The sequence below is a fragment of the Pseudomonas sp. SWRI18 genome (genome assembly GCF_014268345.1).
Lineage (GTDB): Bacteria > Pseudomonadota > Gammaproteobacteria > Pseudomonadales > Pseudomonadaceae > Aquipseudomonas > Aquipseudomonas cedrina.
Genome location: NZ_JACCQQ010000034.1, coordinates 1 through 15,912 on the forward strand (window position 1 = coordinate 1; position 15,912 = coordinate 15,912).

The 15,912-nt window shown below is 60.6% G+C and carries 14 protein-coding genes; 4 read left to right on the forward strand and 10 right to left on the reverse strand.

What is annotated here, in order from left to right; all coding sequences use genetic code 11:
* Positions 1-198: 198 nt before the first annotated feature.
* Together H0Z09_RS25510 and H0Z09_RS25515 are read right to left on the reverse strand one after the other, a co-directional pair.
* Positions 199-1,368 (reverse strand): catalase family protein, encoded by a 1,170-nt coding sequence (locus tag H0Z09_RS25510; protein ID WP_186694413.1) that lies wholly within the window; start codon positions 1,366-1,368, stop codon positions 199-201.
* The gene (locus tag H0Z09_RS25515) at positions 1,365-3,173 is read right to left on the reverse strand and encodes a di-heme-cytochrome C peroxidase (RefSeq protein ID WP_186694415.1); all 1,809 of its coding nucleotides are present in this window, start codon (positions 3,171-3,173) and stop codon (positions 1,365-1,367) included. The genes H0Z09_RS25510 and H0Z09_RS25515 overlap by 4 nt, the downstream gene beginning before the upstream one ends.
* 257 nt (positions 3,174-3,430) lie before the next feature.
* On the opposite strand from H0Z09_RS25515, the gene H0Z09_RS25520 reads away from it, so the two are divergent.
* From H0Z09_RS25520 to H0Z09_RS25535, 4 genes are all read left to right on the forward strand, one after another.
* Positions 3,431-4,162, forward strand: a complete 732-nt coding sequence (locus H0Z09_RS25520) for an FKBP-type peptidyl-prolyl cis-trans isomerase (RefSeq protein ID WP_076954766.1) — start codon at positions 3,431-3,433, stop codon at positions 4,160-4,162.
* A 330-nt stretch (positions 4,163-4,492) separates the two neighbouring features.
* Positions 4,493-4,951 (forward strand): YkvA family protein, encoded by a 459-nt coding sequence (locus H0Z09_RS25525; RefSeq protein ID WP_076954765.1) that lies wholly within the window; start codon positions 4,493-4,495, stop codon positions 4,949-4,951.
* 106 nt (positions 4,952-5,057) lie between these two features.
* Positions 5,058-5,399 carry a helix-turn-helix transcriptional regulator gene (locus tag H0Z09_RS25530; RefSeq protein WP_186694417.1) on the forward strand — a complete coding sequence of 114 codons (342 nt, stop codon included), beginning with the start codon at positions 5,058-5,060 and terminating at the stop codon, positions 5,397-5,399.
* Entirely contained in the window at positions 5,396-5,767 is a 372-nt protein-coding gene (locus H0Z09_RS25535; protein WP_076954763.1) for a hypothetical protein, read from the forward strand. Before H0Z09_RS25530 ends, H0Z09_RS25535 begins: the two co-directional genes overlap by 4 nt.
* Here the strand turns inward: H0Z09_RS25535 and H0Z09_RS25540 are convergent.
* The 8 genes from H0Z09_RS25540 to H0Z09_RS25575 form a co-directional block, all read right to left on the reverse strand.
* A complete protein-coding gene (locus H0Z09_RS25540; RefSeq protein WP_186694419.1) occupies positions 5,764-7,533 on the reverse strand; it encodes a bifunctional diguanylate cyclase/phosphodiesterase in 1,770 nt (589 codons plus the stop codon). The genes H0Z09_RS25535 and H0Z09_RS25540 overlap by 4 nt on opposite strands.
* A gap of 119 nt (positions 7,534-7,652) precedes the next feature.
* Positions 7,653-9,734: a carboxy terminal-processing peptidase gene (locus tag H0Z09_RS25545; protein ID WP_186694422.1), complete on the reverse strand. Its 2,082-nt coding sequence runs from the start codon at positions 9,732-9,734 to the stop codon at positions 7,653-7,655.
* Between the two features lie 573 nt (positions 9,735-10,307).
* Entirely contained in the window at positions 10,308-10,961 is a 654-nt protein-coding gene (locus H0Z09_RS25550) for an HAD family hydrolase (RefSeq protein ID WP_186694424.1), read from the reverse strand.
* Positions 10,962-10,990: 29 nt separating this feature from the next.
* Positions 10,991-11,980, reverse strand: a complete 990-nt coding sequence (locus H0Z09_RS25555) for an ABC transporter ATP-binding protein (protein WP_186694426.1) — start codon at positions 11,978-11,980, stop codon at positions 10,991-10,993.
* Positions 11,977-12,777 (reverse strand): ABC transporter permease, encoded by an 801-nt coding sequence (locus tag H0Z09_RS25560; protein WP_076954759.1) that lies wholly within the window; start codon positions 12,775-12,777, stop codon positions 11,977-11,979. The genes H0Z09_RS25555 and H0Z09_RS25560 overlap by 4 nt, the downstream gene beginning before the upstream one ends.
* Positions 12,764-13,600, reverse strand: coding sequence for an ABC transporter permease subunit (locus H0Z09_RS25565; protein ID WP_186694428.1), 837 nt, complete (start codon positions 13,598-13,600; stop codon positions 12,764-12,766). Before H0Z09_RS25565 ends, H0Z09_RS25560 begins: the two co-directional genes overlap by 14 nt.
* Positions 13,597-14,403, reverse strand: coding sequence for an alkaline phosphatase family protein (locus H0Z09_RS25570; RefSeq protein ID WP_186694430.1), 807 nt, complete (start codon positions 14,401-14,403; stop codon positions 13,597-13,599). The genes H0Z09_RS25565 and H0Z09_RS25570 overlap by 4 nt, the downstream gene beginning before the upstream one ends.
* 191 nt (positions 14,404-14,594) lie before the next feature.
* Positions 14,595-15,671: an ABC transporter substrate-binding protein gene (locus H0Z09_RS25575; RefSeq protein ID WP_076954756.1), complete on the reverse strand. Its 1,077-nt coding sequence runs from the start codon at positions 15,669-15,671 to the stop codon at positions 14,595-14,597.
* Between the last annotated feature and the right edge of the window lie 241 nt (positions 15,672-15,912).

Below are 15,912 nucleotides of genomic sequence, written 5' to 3' on the forward strand. Positions count from 1 at the left end.
GCTTTAAGCACTCCGGGCATTCAGCTTGCCACTCACCGCTCTCACCCACAGTCTAATCCTTGCCCAAGACACAAGCGGGCTTGCTCGCGAAAGCGGTGTGTCAGTGAATACATCTTTGACTGAACCACCGCCTTCGCGAGCAAGCCCGCTCCCACAGGGAGATTCATCAATCTTGTAATATGTTTCCAGGCGCGGGTGTCACTGTGACACGTTGCGGCTGTGCCGGTAATCGCTGACCGCTTCATACACCGCCTTGCGCAAGCGGTTGATGCCGCCGACAGGGCGGTGTTCCGCGACGCCGAACCAGGGGTTGAACGATTGGTTGTCGCACGTCAGGTTCTGCTCGGGCGTGTCGAAATCCTGTGCCGGGATACGCACCTTGGCCACGGTTTCATAGGGCGCATCGCTCTCCTTCCATTCGATGCTGGTGTCTTCGATCGGCATGAATTTCTGCGGATTCTGGCGCTGGATCTGCAGCACGAAACAGGCAGGCACGCGGTCGGTGGACAGCTGCTGGCTCAAGGCGCCGCGCAGGAAGTTCGGCAGGTCCTGGTTCTGCCTGGGCAGTTGATACTCCGGGCAACTCTGTGGGTCGGGGGCGACGCGGAACTTGGCGTTGGCCGCGCCGAACTTGTAGGGCGAGACCGAAAAGTACGTCGTCTGCGTCGGGCTGGCCGGTGCGGGCGCCAGGGTCGCCAAAGCGATGAACAAGTGGCGCACTTGCCAGCTGCGCGGGTCGACCTTGGGGAAGAACGCCAGCACTTTCTTGCCATCCGCTTGCGCGCCGATGTTCTGCGCGTACTCCGCCACGTCGCTGACAAAGAAGTTCGGGTGGCTGAACATCACGAAGTCCTGCTCCGTGCGGGTTTGCTGATCGGCCAGCAGTTGTTTGCCCGGCACGTCCAGTAGCTTGAGCGCCATGCCGCGCGCATCGCGGATACTGTCGAACTGCGGGTAGGCGTTGCCGTTGGACAAGCGCATCAGCGCCTGCCAGGTCTTGCCAGGCTCGGCGAACACGCCCTGGCGCAGCGTCGGATCGAGGTCGGCCCGCACGCTGACTTCGGCTTTCACGCAACCATGGGCCTTGGCGTGGGCGTCGCGCAGGTAGCGCGTGCCCTCGCGGTGCTGGTCGACGATGCGCACCGCCGTCTGGATGATGCCTTGGGTCATTGCCGCTTCGCCCGGCGGCACTTGCTCATCGGCCGACACCGGGCCGCTGTGCTGCCAGGCGTACCAGGCAGTCGCCGCCAGCCAGACGAGCAAGCCGAGGCACGCCAGCCACAGCAAGGTCTTGCCGAGAAACGCGCCGATGCGCAGCCAGAGGCGGGCGAGCAGGGAAGGTCGGTCGTATCGGGAACGGATAATCATGGCAGTTGTTGCTCCAGCGGGCCGCCCAGCACTTTGAGGTATTCCAGCAGCGCCCAGCGTTCCTGCGGCGCCAAGCCGCGGCCGATGACGCCATTGCCACGCTTGCCGGCACGGAATTCGTGGCCGCTGTTGTGGTTGCCGGTGATTTTGGTATCGAACAGGAAGGCATTCTTGAACGCGCCGGTCTCAAAGCCGAGATGGCGCGGGTCATAGTTGAAGGTGCCTTTATAGAAGGTGGTGCTGCGCTCGTCCTGGGGCGAGAGCAACTGGTAGATCGTCGGCACCGAACCGTTGTGCAGGAACGGCGGGGTGGCCCACACGCCTGCCAGCGGCCGCGCTTTGTAGGCGCGCAATTCGCGCACGCCGATGGGCAGGCCGTAACCGTCCAGGCGCGGACGTTCGGCCGGGGTCACGCCAGCGGCACGGTAGGCATGGGCTTCGACGAAGGCAGTGACGTAAGCCAGGCCCTTGGCTACGGACATCTTCTTCAGGTCCAGGGGCTCGCTTGGCGTGGGGTGCAGCTCGACATTGAGCTGGGCCAGTTCCGCAGGGTCCCATTGCAGCGCGCTGAGGTCGTAGCGCTGGTCGGCAATGTTGCTGGCGGTGCTGGGGTCGGTGCCGATGTCATCCACGGGCAGCATGTTCAGGTGCTGCACGGGGCGGCCATTGTCCTCGGTGACACGGGGCACATGGCAGCCGGCGCAGTTCTCGGCGAACAGCGCGCGGCCTTGTGCGGCAAGTGGCTTGTCGATGGCGCCGAACAGCTCCTCGGGCCAGGTCGGCGGCTTGAGACGCTGCAAGGTTTCTTCGATCAGGTTGAGGTCGCGCACGCGTACGCTGGACGGGTAGCGCGCATCGCCCTGGAGTGGCTGGCCGGCGGCGTCAAAAAAGGCCAGCGTCGCGCCGACACCCAGGGCCTCACCGATATTGCGCGCCATGGGCTGCTGGGCGGAGCCGTTCCATTGCACCCAGTCGAAGGTCCAGATATCCCACAATTGCGGGTAGTCCACCGGTGCATTGGCGACGCGATAATTGTCTGGGGAAATGGCATCGCCGAAGCTGGCGTTGGCGATACGGCCAAAGGCGTCCGTGCGGCCGGGGCCTTCTTCTGTAGGGTAGAGGCCACGGTGGGTGTCGTTCCAGGCCACCTTGAGGAACTGGTTCAGCGAGGCTTTGAAGTCCTGGCGCAGTTTCGTGTGCTCGGCGTCGTAGCGATCCCCCAGTACCTGGCGGGCAAAGCGCTCGAACTTCCACGGGTTGTAGTAGGTGGCCGCAAGGCTCGCGACCAGGGCCTGGCCGAAACTGCCGCCGCGCAGGGTCGGCACACTGGAAGGCAGCACATGCTGGGCGGATCCGCCGTCGATGCGCAGGGCCTGGTTATTGAAGTGCAATTGGCCGGTGTGGCAGGCGGCGCAGGTGATGTCCAGGTATTCGACGTTGCTGCCGGCGTTCTTGTGCCGGGCGAACCCCACCGGCAGGTTGCCGGGGTTTTGCGCGGTAGGCACCTGCTTGGGGTCCACCAGGAAACCGAAGCGCGCCAGGTAATCCGGCGCGGCGAAGCGTTGCTCGGAAAACGGCAGCTCCAGGGCGGTGAACCAGTCGTAGTGCAGGCCTTTTACTTGCGTGCCCTGGGGCGTGAAGTAGTAGGTCTGGCGGTCGGCTGCACTCCATTGCTCCTGGTAATGCACCTGTTCCACCGGCACGTAGTCCGGCAGCCTGGGGTTGACGGTGTAATAGATCACCACGGCCAGCAAGAGGGCCACAAGGGTGAATACCAGCAGTAGAACACGGGAAAAAATGCGCAAGAGGGCTATCCTTGTCTCGGTCTTGTCGAGTCGTCTCGTTGTTATGCCACTACGCCACAGGTGCGGCAAGTGGCCATGAGCCTGGCAACAGGCAGTCCGCGATCCGTCGCGGGCTTCCATGATGAATGAAAATGCGTTTAAACACGTGAACTTATCAGACGTTTCCTGCTCACATGCCGGTAGCCATTGGTCGTGGCCGCCTGATAAGCTCGCGACTTTATTCGAATGCCCTTTTGGCGCATGAACAAGGAAATAGCATGAAACAGCATCGGTTGGCGGCGGCGGTGGCCCTGGTTAGCCTGGTACTTGCGGGTTGTGATTCGCAGACCAGCGTAGAGCTGAAAACCCCGGCGCAGAAAGCTTCCTACGGCATCGGCCTGAACATGGGCAAGAGCCTTGCCCAAGAAGGCATGGATGACCTGGATTCCAAAGCAGTAGCCCAGGGCATCGAAGATGCCGTCGGCAAGAAAGAGCAGAAGCTCAAGGACGACGAACTGGTTGAGGCGTTTGCCGCACTGCAAAAGCGTGCTGAAGAACGCATGACCAAGATGAGCGAAGAGTCGGCAACCGCCGGCAAGAAATTCCTCGAAGACAACGCCAAGAAAGACGGCGTCGTCACCACCGCTTCCGGCCTGCAGTACAAAGTCGTGAAGAAAGCCGATGGCCCTCAGCCTAAGCCGACTGACGTGGTGACCGTTCACTACACCGGCAAGCTGACCAACGGCACCACCTTTGACAGCTCCGTGGATCGCGGCAGCCCGATTGACCTGCCGGTCAGCGGCGTGATCCCGGGTTGGGTCGAAGGCCTGCAACTGATGCACGTGGGCGAGAAGGTCGAGTTGTACATCCCGTCCGACCTGGCCTACGGCGCACAGAGCCCGAGCCCGGCGATCCCGGCCAACTCCGTGCTGGTATTCGACCTGGAGCTGCTGGCCATCAAGGACCCAGCCAAGGCTGAAGCTCCTGCTGCACCGGCTGCCAAGAAGTAACAGGCGCCTGAACACCCAACGCCCCGTCTCGACGGGGCGTTGTTGTATCTGGCGTTGCCTACCTCCACATGTGGTTCGCCGGGCACCTCACTACAATCCAAACGAACGTCCATACCGGGCAACAGTCTGATATAAGACTCGAGCACGGGTATCCGCACAGCAACGCCAAGTCAATGAAATCTTGGGTTTTTTTTCAGTGCGCAAAAAACGCCCGATCTGACTGCAAGCCTTGTAACCCGTGGCTTTCAGCCCGGAAAACAGGCTCTGTTCACAAGGTTATCCACAATTTGTGTGGATAACCTTTTATGTCGCCTGGAACTGGAGTGACAAATGAAACCACCCTTCAATTTCACCCGTTTCCTGCCCATGGCCGCACGTCTGCTGGGCCGTGGGCGTTTGCCGACGCTGCTGTTTGCCGTCGCCGCCAAAGGCTCAAGCCAGGGCAATCGCCTGGGCAAGCTCAAGGATGATCTCAAGCTGCTCCAGGCCCTGTGCCTGGCCTACTGGCGCGGCGAGTACCGGGCGATCAGTGTCAAGGCGCTGATCTCGGTGGTAGCGGGGCTGATGTACTTCGTGAGCCCGATCGATGCGATTCCGGATTTCCTGCCCATGTTTGGCATGCTCGATGACATCGCCGTGCTGGCGTGGGTCATGAAGACCCTGGACGGCGAACTGAGCGCTTTTCGCGCGTGGCGTGACGCCCAGCGTCCGGAAAAGCTCGCCGTGGTTGAGCGCCTGCCAGCGACGCCAGCCTTGCTGTCCAAGGAAAACCCACAAAAAAACGGATGACACGGCATATCCCCCTGCGACCTTTGTGGCTGTTAGGATTACACTCCTAAGGAAGAGCTTAAGGAAAAAGCCTACTAAGCAAGTGCAGTTATCCTACGGGGCAGTCATGGATATTCAGATAATTACACGCGATGGCGCACCCGAATACGCGGTGCTGCCATGGGACCAGTACCAGGCGCTGCTAAAGGCCGCCGGTCAGCAACCACCTTCGCCGTCTCCTTCTTCATCGCCTGCCCAAGCCGCTTGCGAACAGGTGCTGCGCCCGCTTGCAGACCTGCGCGGCTTGCGCGAGGCCAAGGGCTTGGCCGTCGAGGCCCTGGCCCGCACCGTGGGTATCAGTCCTTCCTATCTCGGATTGATCGAAAGCGGTGAACGCCAGCCGGATGCCGCAATTCGCCGCAGCCTGGCCTGGGAATTGGGCGTTGCAGGGTGGAGGGATGAATCTTGAGCCTACGTATCAGTCGCCAGCATTGGGATGGGTTGCTCAATGAGCTGGATCAGGCGCGCCGCCAGCGCCATCTGCTGACCTACCGCGCGTTGCTGGAGCGCCTGCAGTTCCCCACGCCGGCCATGCAAACCCTGGCCGCTGCGCTTGAGCACCTGGCCGCGCTGGACGCCAAGGCCGAGCAGCCGCTGCGCAGCTCGCTGGTGATCAGCCAGGGTGCCAGCCGCCTGCCGCGTACCGGCTTCTTTGAATGTGTAGAGCGCCTGGGGCGTTTCAGCGGGCCGTCCGATGGCGTGGCCGCTGCCTCCTGGCACGCCTCGGAGGTGGTGCGGGTGTTCGAATACGCGTACCCGGAATCCGCCGAGGCTTAAATAGCTTGAGGTAGAGCATCCATGCTGTCGATCACATGGATGCTGTAGCCGGCCACGTTCTTGGCATGGTGCTTGGCCTGCGACGCCAACTCCGCCAGTTGGCTGGCGTCCAGATGCCCGCAGGCCTCTGGATATAGATGCACCACGCCGATGGAGAGCGACAGCAGCGCAAACTCCTGGCGTGCCCCCTGGCGGTTCAACGCCACGAAACAGCCTGCATCGAGGTGTTCGGCACGGTAGAAGCGCCGGCATTGGGTGTGGAAGTCATCCAGCAGTTGATTGAGCCGTTTGCGCCAATCCTGCGGGCCCAGTACCAGCAAAAAGTCATCGCCCCCGATATGCCCGACAAAGTCGCGGCTGGGATCGACGCGGTCGTTCAGGCACTGCGCCAGGCACAACAGCACTTCATCCCCACGCCCGTAGCCGTAGATATCGTTGAATGGCTTGAAGCTGTCAATGTCCACGTAGCAGATCACCGACTCGCGCTGTTGTTGCAGCAGGCGCGTCAGGCATTGCTGGATTGGCACATTGCCCGGCAGCAGGGTCAGCGGGTTGGCATAACGCGCCTGCTGGATTTTCAGCTCGGTAATCAGCTTGAGCACGTCGATCACCCGGCCCAGGCCCAGATAGTCGCCGTTGAGCGTGATGATGAAATCTTCTTCGATGCGCTGCCGGGCGCGGCTGGTCAGCAGGCGGCTGACCTGTTGCAGGGACTGGCTCAGCTCTACGGCGAGAAAGTCGATACTCATCAGGCGGCTGATTGGCTTGCGCGCAAACAGGTCGGTCGCGAACGGCTTGAGCAGCGCATCTGACAGCGAGTGCCGGTGCACGATACCGATCGGTTGCCCACGTGCGTCCAGCACCGCCAGGGAGTTTAGGTTGGCCTGGCGTCGAAAGGCTTCCAGCACCTGGGCAGTGGCGGTGTCCTGGTCCACCGCCGGCTGTTCGTTGATCAGCGCGCTGAGGTCACTGCCTTCGTCGTTCAGTGCCACGTTGGCGCTGTCCGGCTTGGGCAACATCAGGCGCGCTTCTTGCGGCGGCTGCTCTTGCGGGCGGCAAAGCAGGTAACCCTGGACCAGGTCCACGCCCATTTCCGTCAGTACCGCCAACTCTTCGGGCAACTCGATACCTTCGGCAATCACCTGGGCGCGCGAGGCCTTGGCGATCTGCAGGATGGAGCCGACGAACTCGCGCTTGAGCGCATCCTGATGAATGCCATCGATGAAATGCCGGTCGATTTTCACGTAGTCCGGGCGCAGCTCCGACCACAACCGCAGGCTGGAGTACCCGGCGCCGAGGTCATCGAGGGCGATGGCGAAACCCATGTCACGGTAATGATGCAGGGCGGTTTGCAGCAGGTCGAAGTCGTCGGTCGGCGTCTGCTCGGTGAGTTCGATCACCACTTGGCTGGGCGGGATACCGAAGTCGCGCAGCAGTTGCAGGGTGCGCCCCGGTTGGTGCGCGGTTTCCATCAGGGATTCCGGCGAGATATTCAGGAACAGCTTGCCCGGCAGTTTCTGTTCGCTGAAGCGTCGGCACGCGCTTTCGCGGCACGCCATCTCCAGTTCGCTGAGGCGCCCGGCATGACGGGCCACCGAGAACAGCGCGATTGGCGAGTGCAGCGGGCTGTTGGAGGGGCCGCGGCTAAGGGCTTCGTAGCCGAGAATGCGCCGTTCGGACAGGCAAATGATCGGTTGGAACAGGCTGTGCAAACTGCCATGAGCCAGGATAGAGCCCAGTGCATTCAGCTGTTCGGTCATGGTCATGGCGATCTCGATCGAAAAAAAAAGGACCGCAGGTTGGAAACCTGCGGTCCTTCATTTCACGACAGAATGATGTCTATATGATGACACTCCAAGGAGGGATCACATTAATTCGCCATCATTTACTGCTTGGCTACCTGCTTGGTGATCTTCAGGTAGTCCAGCAGAATCCGGCCCGTCTCGGCCAGGTAGGCGTCATCTTCCGGTTTGGTTTTTTCCGCTTCGGTCGGCAGCGCATCTTCGTCTTCTTTCTTCAGCTCCTTGAGTGGATCCTCACCCTTGGCCTTGCGGCGGATGTTTTCCAGTACGAGTTGCTTGTTTTCGATATCGGAATGCTGCGCGCGGCGGTCGACTTCGTTGAGGCTGACGGTTTTTTCTTCCATCAGCTTCTTGGCCAGGGCCAGCTTGTCGCGGATGAACACGAACTCGGCATCCTTGGCGGAGCGGGCATCGTGGTCAGCCTTCAACTGTGTCAGGAATGGCTTGAACGGGTCCGACGCCGGCTTGATCGCAGGGCGGATGGTGTCCCACGGCATGGCTTCGGGCAGGGCACTTTCGCCGATTTCCTTGGTGTCGATGATCGATGGGAAATCAATGTCCGGCAGTACGCCCTGATGCTGGGTGCTCTGCCCGGAAACCCGGTAGAACTTGGCCAGTGTCAGTTTCAGCTCGCCATGGTTCAGCGGCTGGATCGTCTGCACGGTGCCTTTGCCGAAGGTCTGGCCACCGATGATCAATGCGCGGTGGTAGTCCTGCATGGCGCCGGCGAAAATCTCCGAAGCCGATGCCGACAGGCGGTTGACCAGCAACGCCATCGGGCCTTTGTAGAAGGCGCCCGGGTTCTCGTCTTCGAGCACATCGACACGGCCGTCGGCGTTGCGGACCAACACGGTCGGACCCTTGTCGATGAACAGGCTGGTCAGCTCGGTGGCTTCCTGCAAGGAACCGCCGCCATTGTTGCGCAGGTCGATGACCACGCCGTCGACTTTTTCCTTTTGCAGCTCGGTCAGGATTTTCTTCACGTCGCGGGTGGTGGACTTGTAATCCGGATCGCCGGCACGGAAAGCCTTGAAGTCCAGGTAGAAGGCCGGGATTTCAATCACGCCCAGCTTGTAGTCTTTGCCATCCTGCTTGAGGTTGAGGACTTTCTTCTGCACGGCCTGGTCTTCGAGCTTCACCGCTTCACGGGTAATGGACACGATCTTGCTGGTCTGGTCGTTCGGTGCGTTGGTGTGCGGAATCACTTCCAGGCGCACCACGCTGCCTTTCGGCCCGCGGATCAGCTTGACCACTTCATCCAGGCGCCAGCCGACCACGTCGACCATCTCTTTGTCAGCCTGGGCCACGCCGATGATCTTGTCGGCCGGGGCAACCTGCTTGGTCTTGTCCGCCGGACCTGCCGGCACCAGGCGCACGATCTTGACCTGGTCATTGTCGCTTTGCAGGACGGCACCGATGCCTTCCAGCGACAGACTCATATTGATATCGAAATTTTCCGCGTTATCTGGCGACAGATAATTGGTGTGCGGATCGTAGGACATCGCGAAGGTGTTGATATAGGCCTGGAAGATATCTTCGGCGCGGGTCTGGTCCAGGCGCGCGAGCTGATTCTTGTAGCGCTTGGTCAACAGTTCCTGGATGGCCTTGGGTTCTTTGCCGGCGATCTTCAGGCGCAGCACTTCGTCCTTGACGCGTTTGCGCCACAGGTCGTCAAGCGCGGCGTTGCTGGTCAGCCAAGGGGCGTCCTTGCGGTCCACCAGGAGGGTTTCCTTCTGGGTGAAGTCGAGCTTGTCGACGCCTTTGTTCAGCTCAGCCAGGGCAAAGTCCAGACGCGCTTTGACGCGGTCCAGGTAACGCTTGTAGATGGTGAAGCCGGGCTGCAGGTCGCCGCTCTTGAGGAGGTCGTCGAACTGGGTCTTCCACTTGTCGAACTCAGCGATATCGCTGGCCAGGAAGTAGCTGCGCGACGGGTCCAGCAGCTTGAGGTAGCTGTCGTAGATGATCACCGAGCGAGCGTCGTCCAGCGGCGGCTTGCTGTAGTGATGACGCTTGAGCAACTCGACGACGTTGAGGCTGGCAATCACCTCATCGCGATCCGGCTGAAGGTTGTCCCAGCTGTTGGCAGCGAACGTATTGGTCGACATCGACGCGAAGCCGAGACCAATGAAAAGAGCGAGGGCGGTGCTTGGGAACAGATGCTTCATGCTGATTCGACGCGGGGGCAATTGATAACGCATATTAGGCCGTCTTTGAGGGAGCCGGTTCCATATGGTCCGGTCGCATAATGCAAAAAACCCGGCGGTACAGCGACGGGCTCAGTCCAGACTCACTATGGAGGCACTGTGAGAGCATTGCAAGGCGTTGACGGTCATGTGACGTTGTTAGGACAACCCGGTCCTACAGGCGATGTAGGCCAGGTTCGATTTGCAATGCAGTCAATGTGGGAGCTGGCTTGCCTGCGATGGCGGTGCATCAGTGAAGAATATTTCATCTGAACCGCCGCTATCGCAGCATAGGTATCTACACAACCTTCAAAGGCTGACAAATCTCCCCTGTAGTGAGCGGGCTTGTCCCGCGCTGGGTGGCGAAGCCGCCCCAACAAAGACACCGTGCAGTTTCAGACAAACCCCATTCGCCTGGTTTGGGGCCGCTTCGCAGCCCAGCGCGGGCGGTGCGACGATTCGCCAAGCCCGCTCACTACAAGATGTGTAGATACCTATGGCTATCGCAGGCAAGCCAGCTCCCACAGGGATTGGGTTTTCAATTCAAGGGCGTAGTCAGGCCCAATGGTGAATGGGCCAGCCGGCTATCTCGGCATGTTCGCGCAACACCGGGTCAGGGTTCACGACTTGCGGGTGATCGACCTTCAGCAGCAACGGCAGATCATTGCGCGAGTCCGAATAGAAGTATGCCCCTTCCAACGTTTCACCTTCCTGCTCCAACCATTCCAGCAACCGCGTGATCTTGCCTTCGCGATAGGTCAGCACGCCGGCCGTGCGCCCGCTGTACACGCCATGGCTGACGTCAAGGTTGATCCCCAGCACTTCATCGATGCCGATCCGCGCGGCAATCGGCGTGACCAGGTGCGTGCCCGACGCGGAGATCACCAGAATCCGGTCACCGTTCGCGCGGTGACGGGCGATGGTTTTGGTGGCATCGCTGTAGATCAACGGCTCGATCACGTCCTCGACCCAGGGTTCGACAAGGTGCTCGATTTCTGCCGGCGTGCGGCCGATCATCGGCTCCAGGCTGAAGTCCATGAAGTCTTCCATCTTCAGCTTGCCTTGGCTGTAGGCGTCCATCAGTTCATTGTTCCTGCGCATGAACGATTCCGGGTCGACCCAGCCCAGGCGGCCCATCTGTTCGCTCCACAGGGTCGCGCAGTCGCCGTGGATCAGGGTGTCGTCCAGGTCAAAAATTACCAATGCCATCCTTCGTGCTCTCTGAAATAAACGTTGCGTCAGGCTACTTCACACAGGGCGCTCGGGTCGATGGAAAGTGCCAGGCGCTGGCCGTTGGGGTGCAGGTCGTCGGCCGAGCGGTTGAGCACGTCCACCACCAATTCCACACCACGGGCCTCGATGCGGTAGCGAATCACGTTGCCCAGCAGGCTGTGGCTGCGCACCAGCGCATCCAGTTCGCCCTCGCGGCTCAGCTCGATGGCCTCCGGGCGAATGGCAATTTGCCCTTTGATTGGCCGTTGCAGCAACTGACTGGCCTTGTCGGCATCGAGCAGGTTGTAGTTGCCGATAAACCCGGCGGCAAATACATCCACCGGGGCGGTATAGAGGGTTTCGGCATCGCCGCTCTGCACGATCTTGCCCTGGTTCATCAAAAAGATTCGGTCGGACATGGTCAGGGCTTCTTCCTGATCATGGGTCACGAAAATCGTGGTCAGCCCCAGCTCGCGCTGGATCTGGCGAATCTGCTCGCGCAAGTGCTTGCGAATACGTGCATCCAATGCCGACAGCGGCTCATCCAGCAGCAGCAGGCGCGGACGGGTCACCAGTGAGCGGGCGAGGGCGACACGCTGGCACTGGCCGCCGGACATCTGGTGCGGATAGCGTCCGGCCAGGTCTTTGAGCTCCACCAGTTGCAGCACTTGCTGCACGCGCTTGTGGCTGTCGTCGGCGTTGACCTTTTGCATGCGCAGGCCGAAGGCGACGTTCTGTTCCACGGTCATGTTGGGAAACAGCGCGTAACTCTGGAACACCATGCCGATATGCCGTTTCTGCGGGCTCAGCGGCACGATGTCCTGGCCATCCAGCAGGATTTTCCCGCTGTCTACCGAGGTCAGCCCGGCGATGCAGCGCAGCAGCGTGGACTTGCCACAGCCGGACGGGCCAAGCAGGGTGACGAACTCACCCTTGGCGACCTCGCAGTTGATATCGCTGAACACCGGGGTGCCGGCGTAGCTTTTTTGCAGGTGTTGGACGCTGACGAAGCTCATTGGCTTTTGTCCTTGTTCAAGATGTTGGCGGCCCAGGTCAGCACCAGCACAAAGAAGAAATAGGAAATCACGACGGCGCTGGTGAAGTGGCCGCTGCTGTTGCGCATGTTGTTCAGGTACACCTGCAGGGTTTCGTAGCGGGTGCCGACCAGGATATTGGCAAACACAAACTCGCCGAACAGGAACGAGAACGACAGCAGCAGCGCGACCATCAGGCCTTTGCGCAGGTTTGGCAGTACCACCAGGATCGCCGCCTGCCAGGTGCTGGCGCCGAGCAATTGCGAGGCGTCCATCAGGTCGCGCAGGTTGATGGCTTGCAGGTTGTTGGTGATCGCCCGGTACATGAACGGCAAGGCCACGGTGAAATAGCAGCCGATCAGGATCCACGGCGTGCCGACCATCGCCATCGGCCCTGAACCGTAGAGCTGCAGCAGGCCCACCGACGACACCACGGGCGGCACCGCAAAAGGCAGCAGGATCAGGATGTTCATCAGCGCGTCGAGCCTGGGGAAGTGGTAATGCACCACGAACAGCAGCGGCAGGATCAGCACCACCGACAGGATCAGCGCGCCGACGCACACCAGCAAGGATTGCCCGAAGGCCATCAAAAAGCGCGGGTCGCTCCACAGCTGTATGTACCACTTCAGGGTAAAGCCGGCCGGCAGGATGGTCGCCGACCAACTGCTGGCGATCGAGTAGACAAAGGTGCCCACCAGGGGCAACACCAGGATTGCAAACAGTACGTACACCACGACCCGATGGTAGAGCGAGGCCGGGCCGGCTTCAGCGCGAGACATGGTAGCTCCTCTTGAGCAGCAGTTGATGGACCACGGTGACCACGGTCATCAGGGCCACCAGCACCACGGCCAGGGCGCTGGCCAGGTTCGGGTCAAGCGACACATCGCCGGACACCAGCCCCGCGATGCGGATCGGCAGCACGTTGAAGTTGCCGGTGGTCAAGGCGTAGACCGTTGCGTAGGCGCCCAAGGCATTGGCCAGCAGGATCACGAAAGTCCCCAGCAGCGCCGGAGTGAGCACCGGCAGGCCGATATGCCGCCAGAACTGCCAGCCATTGGCGCCGAGCAGCGCGGCGGACTCGCGCCAGTCTTCGCGCAGCGCGTCGAAGGCCGGGTACAACAGCAACACGCCCAGCGGAATCTGGAAGTAGGTATAGAGAATGATCAACCCGGTCTTGGAATACAGGTTGAAGTCCTGAATGATCCCCGCCTGCTTGAGCATGATGGTGATGCTGCCATTGAAGCCCAGCAGGATGATGAACGCGAACGCCAGGGGCACGCCGGCAAAGTTGCTGGTCATGTTGGCGAACGCGGTGACGAAGTTGCGCAGCGGCGAATCCACGCGCCGCAGGGAGTAGCTGCCCAGCGTGGCGATAATGATGCCTAAGACGCTGGAGTAGAAGCTGATCTCCAGACTGAATTGGATGGCTTGCAGGTAAAACTTCGAGCTGAAGATGCGTACGAAGTTTTCCACGCCCCAGCCGGCTTCTTCGGTTTGCAGGCTGTTGATCAGCACCCACACCAGCGGTGCGATTTCGAACACGATAAAGAACAGTGCGAAAGGCACCAGGCACAGCAGCGCCAGCCATTTGCCACGGTTCATTTCAACAGCTCCCGGCACACAGGTTTGTCATGGGGCACGCCCAGCAGCTCGCAGACGGTGCCGCAGAGTTCGGTCTGTTTCGGCGCGGCATTGGGGTCTAGGCTGAAGGCTTCACCGAGCACGAACAGCGGCACTTCGCGCTCTTCCGGCAGCAGGCCGTTGTGGGAGCGGTCGTTGTTCATGCCGTGGTCGGCGGTTACCAGCACCTGGTAGCCGGCGTCGAGCCAGGCTTGCAGGTAGTCGGCCAGGATGATGTCGGCCGAGCGTGCGCTGTTGCGGTATTGCGGGGTGTCGAGGCCGTGATTGTGGCCGGCGTCGTCGATGTTCATCGGGTGCACCAGCAAAAAGTGCGGCGCGTGCTTGAGGCGCAGGCTTTCGGCATCGGCGAACAGGTGGGAATCGGGGTAGTGGTCATTCCAGTAGAAATGCCCGTGCTGGATCGCCAGCGCCTTGTCGTCGGTATGACGGTCGCGGGCGGCGAGAAAGGGCGTGCGGTTATACAACTCGCTGACCCAATGATAAGCCGCCGCCGCCGTGGTAAGGCCGGCGTCGGTGGCGTAATGGAAAATGCTGCGCTGGGTGGACAGGCGCGAGACGTTGTTGTGCACGATGCCGCTTCGGATCGGAGGCACGCCGGTCAGGATGCACTCATACAGCGGGCGGGACTGGGCGGGCAGTTCACATTCCAGTGTGTAGAGAGCTGCGCGTCCTGCGCCGACATAGGCCTGCAAGTGCCCCATGGCGAGCCTCGCAACCTCGAAATTCAGGCCGTCGAGCACGACAAGGATGACAGTGTGCTTCATGGGGGGCTGGCGCTCCGCAACAGATGGGTTCGACGCGATTTTTCTGAAGAAACAGCGGCAAAACTGTGGGAGCGGGCTTGCTCGCGAATACGGTGTGTCAGCCGCTGGATGAGGTGACTGACCCACCGTATTCGCGAGCAAGCCCGCTCCCACATTGGATCTCCAGCGGAGCTCCAATGTGGGTTACAGGCTTACTTCATTTCCACGATGACCTGCTCATTCCACAACTGCGGCAGCTTTTTGGACGTCGCTTCCCAGGCATCGGCATCCTTGATCGGCTGCGGGTTGGCCTTGGTGTACTGCTCGCCTGGAATCAGGTTCTTGGCGATATCGGCCGGTAGTTTCAGGTCGGTTTCGGCGCGGATCGGACGTGCATTACCCTTCGCCAGGTTGAGCTGGCCGGCATCGCTGAAGATGTATTCGCGGGTCAGCTTGGCGGCATTCGGGTGCTTGGCATACTTGTTGATGATGGTGGTGTAGCCGGATTTCACCGAGCCATCCGATGGAATCAGCACCACATAGTCATCCGGGTTGGCCATCTTGGCCTTGTAGCTCAGGCCGTTGAAGTCCCAGACGATACCCACTTCGACTTCGCCTTTTTCCATGGTGGCGATAGTCGGGTTGGACAAGCCAAGACGGCCTTGCTGGGCGATCTTGGTGAAGAACTGCAGGCCAGGGGCGATGTTCTTCTCGTCGCCTTTATTGGCAATGGCCGCCGCGAGCACGGCGTTGGAGGCCTGGGCCGCGGTGCTCACGTCACCCACGGAGACTTTGTATTTGCCGGTTTGCAGATCCGCCCAACTGGTAGGGACTTCGGAGCCGTGCAGCAGCTTCTTGTTGACAATAAACGCGATGGTACCGGTGTAGGCCAGGGCCCAATGACCGTCCTTGTCTTTTGCCCAATCCGGCACCGAAGCCCAAGTGGACGGTTTGTAAGGCTGGGTCACCTCCTGCTTCACCGCGATTGGGCCGAATGCTGCGCCCACGTCGCCGATATCGGCGCTGGCGTTGTCTTTTTCGGCCTTGAACTTGGCGATTTCCTGGGCCGAGCTCATGTCGGTGTCCATGTGCTTGAGGCCGTACTTAGAGGCGAGGTCTTCCCAGGTGCCTTTCCAGTTGGCCCAGTCATCGGGCATGCCGACGCTGTTGACGGCGCCTTCCGCTTTCGCGGCGGCTTCCAAGGTTTTTAGATCGGTATCAGCGGCCATGGCGGCGGTGCACATGGCGATGGTCGAGCCTAACAGTGATGCCAGGAAAAGCTGTTTCATCCGAAGCTCCTTTGGGCGTTTTCAACGCGGCGTTTATTCAGGCGTTATTGTTGGTCTAGGTCAGAGCAATACCTGAGCCAATCTAGACGGGATGGATGACAGTTTCATGTCGATGTCGTTTTCAAAGCAGTGAAGTCGTTAAGCGCAGACTCAGCGTAGACCATGCTCAACAGCCCGCAGGTATTGGATTTGGCCGATGTATTGCAGCGTGTGCTGTCGGGGCTCGGCAGGGGTTGTCATC

Excerpts from the sequence above, each read along its gene's own strand:
- H0Z09_RS25510 (WP_186694413.1), bottom strand. The coding sequence starts at position 1,368 with ATGATTATCCGTTCCCGATACGACCGACCTTCCCTGCTCGCCCGCCTC.
- H0Z09_RS25520 (WP_076954766.1), top strand. The coding sequence starts at position 3,431 with ATGAAACAGCATCGGTTGGCGGCGGCGGTGGCCCTGGTTAGCCTGGTA.
- H0Z09_RS25525 (WP_076954765.1), top strand. The coding sequence starts at position 4,493 with ATGAAACCACCCTTCAATTTCACCCGTTTCCTGCCCATGGCCGCACGT.
- H0Z09_RS25530 (WP_186694417.1), top strand. The coding sequence starts at position 5,058 with ATGGATATTCAGATAATTACACGCGATGGCGCACCCGAATACGCGGTG.
- H0Z09_RS25540 (WP_186694419.1), bottom strand. The coding sequence starts at position 7,533 with ATGACCATGACCGAACAGCTGAATGCACTGGGCTCTATCCTGGCTCAT.
- H0Z09_RS25545 (WP_186694422.1), bottom strand. The coding sequence starts at position 9,734 with ATGAAGCATCTGTTCCCAAGCACCGCCCTCGCTCTTTTCATTGGTCTC.
- H0Z09_RS25550 (WP_186694424.1), bottom strand. The coding sequence starts at position 10,961 with ATGGCATTGGTAATTTTTGACCTGGACGACACCCTGATCCACGGCGAC.
- H0Z09_RS25555 (WP_186694426.1), bottom strand. The coding sequence starts at position 11,980 with ATGAGCTTCGTCAGCGTCCAACACCTGCAAAAAAGCTACGCCGGCACC.
- H0Z09_RS25560 (WP_076954759.1), bottom strand. The coding sequence starts at position 12,777 with ATGTCTCGCGCTGAAGCCGGCCCGGCCTCGCTCTACCATCGGGTCGTG.
- H0Z09_RS25565 (WP_186694428.1), bottom strand. The coding sequence starts at position 13,600 with ATGAACCGTGGCAAATGGCTGGCGCTGCTGTGCCTGGTGCCTTTCGCA.
- H0Z09_RS25570 (WP_186694430.1), bottom strand. The coding sequence starts at position 14,403 with ATGAAGCACACTGTCATCCTTGTCGTGCTCGACGGCCTGAATTTCGAG.
- H0Z09_RS25575 (WP_076954756.1), bottom strand. The coding sequence starts at position 15,671 with ATGAAACAGCTTTTCCTGGCATCACTGTTAGGCTCGACCATCGCCATG.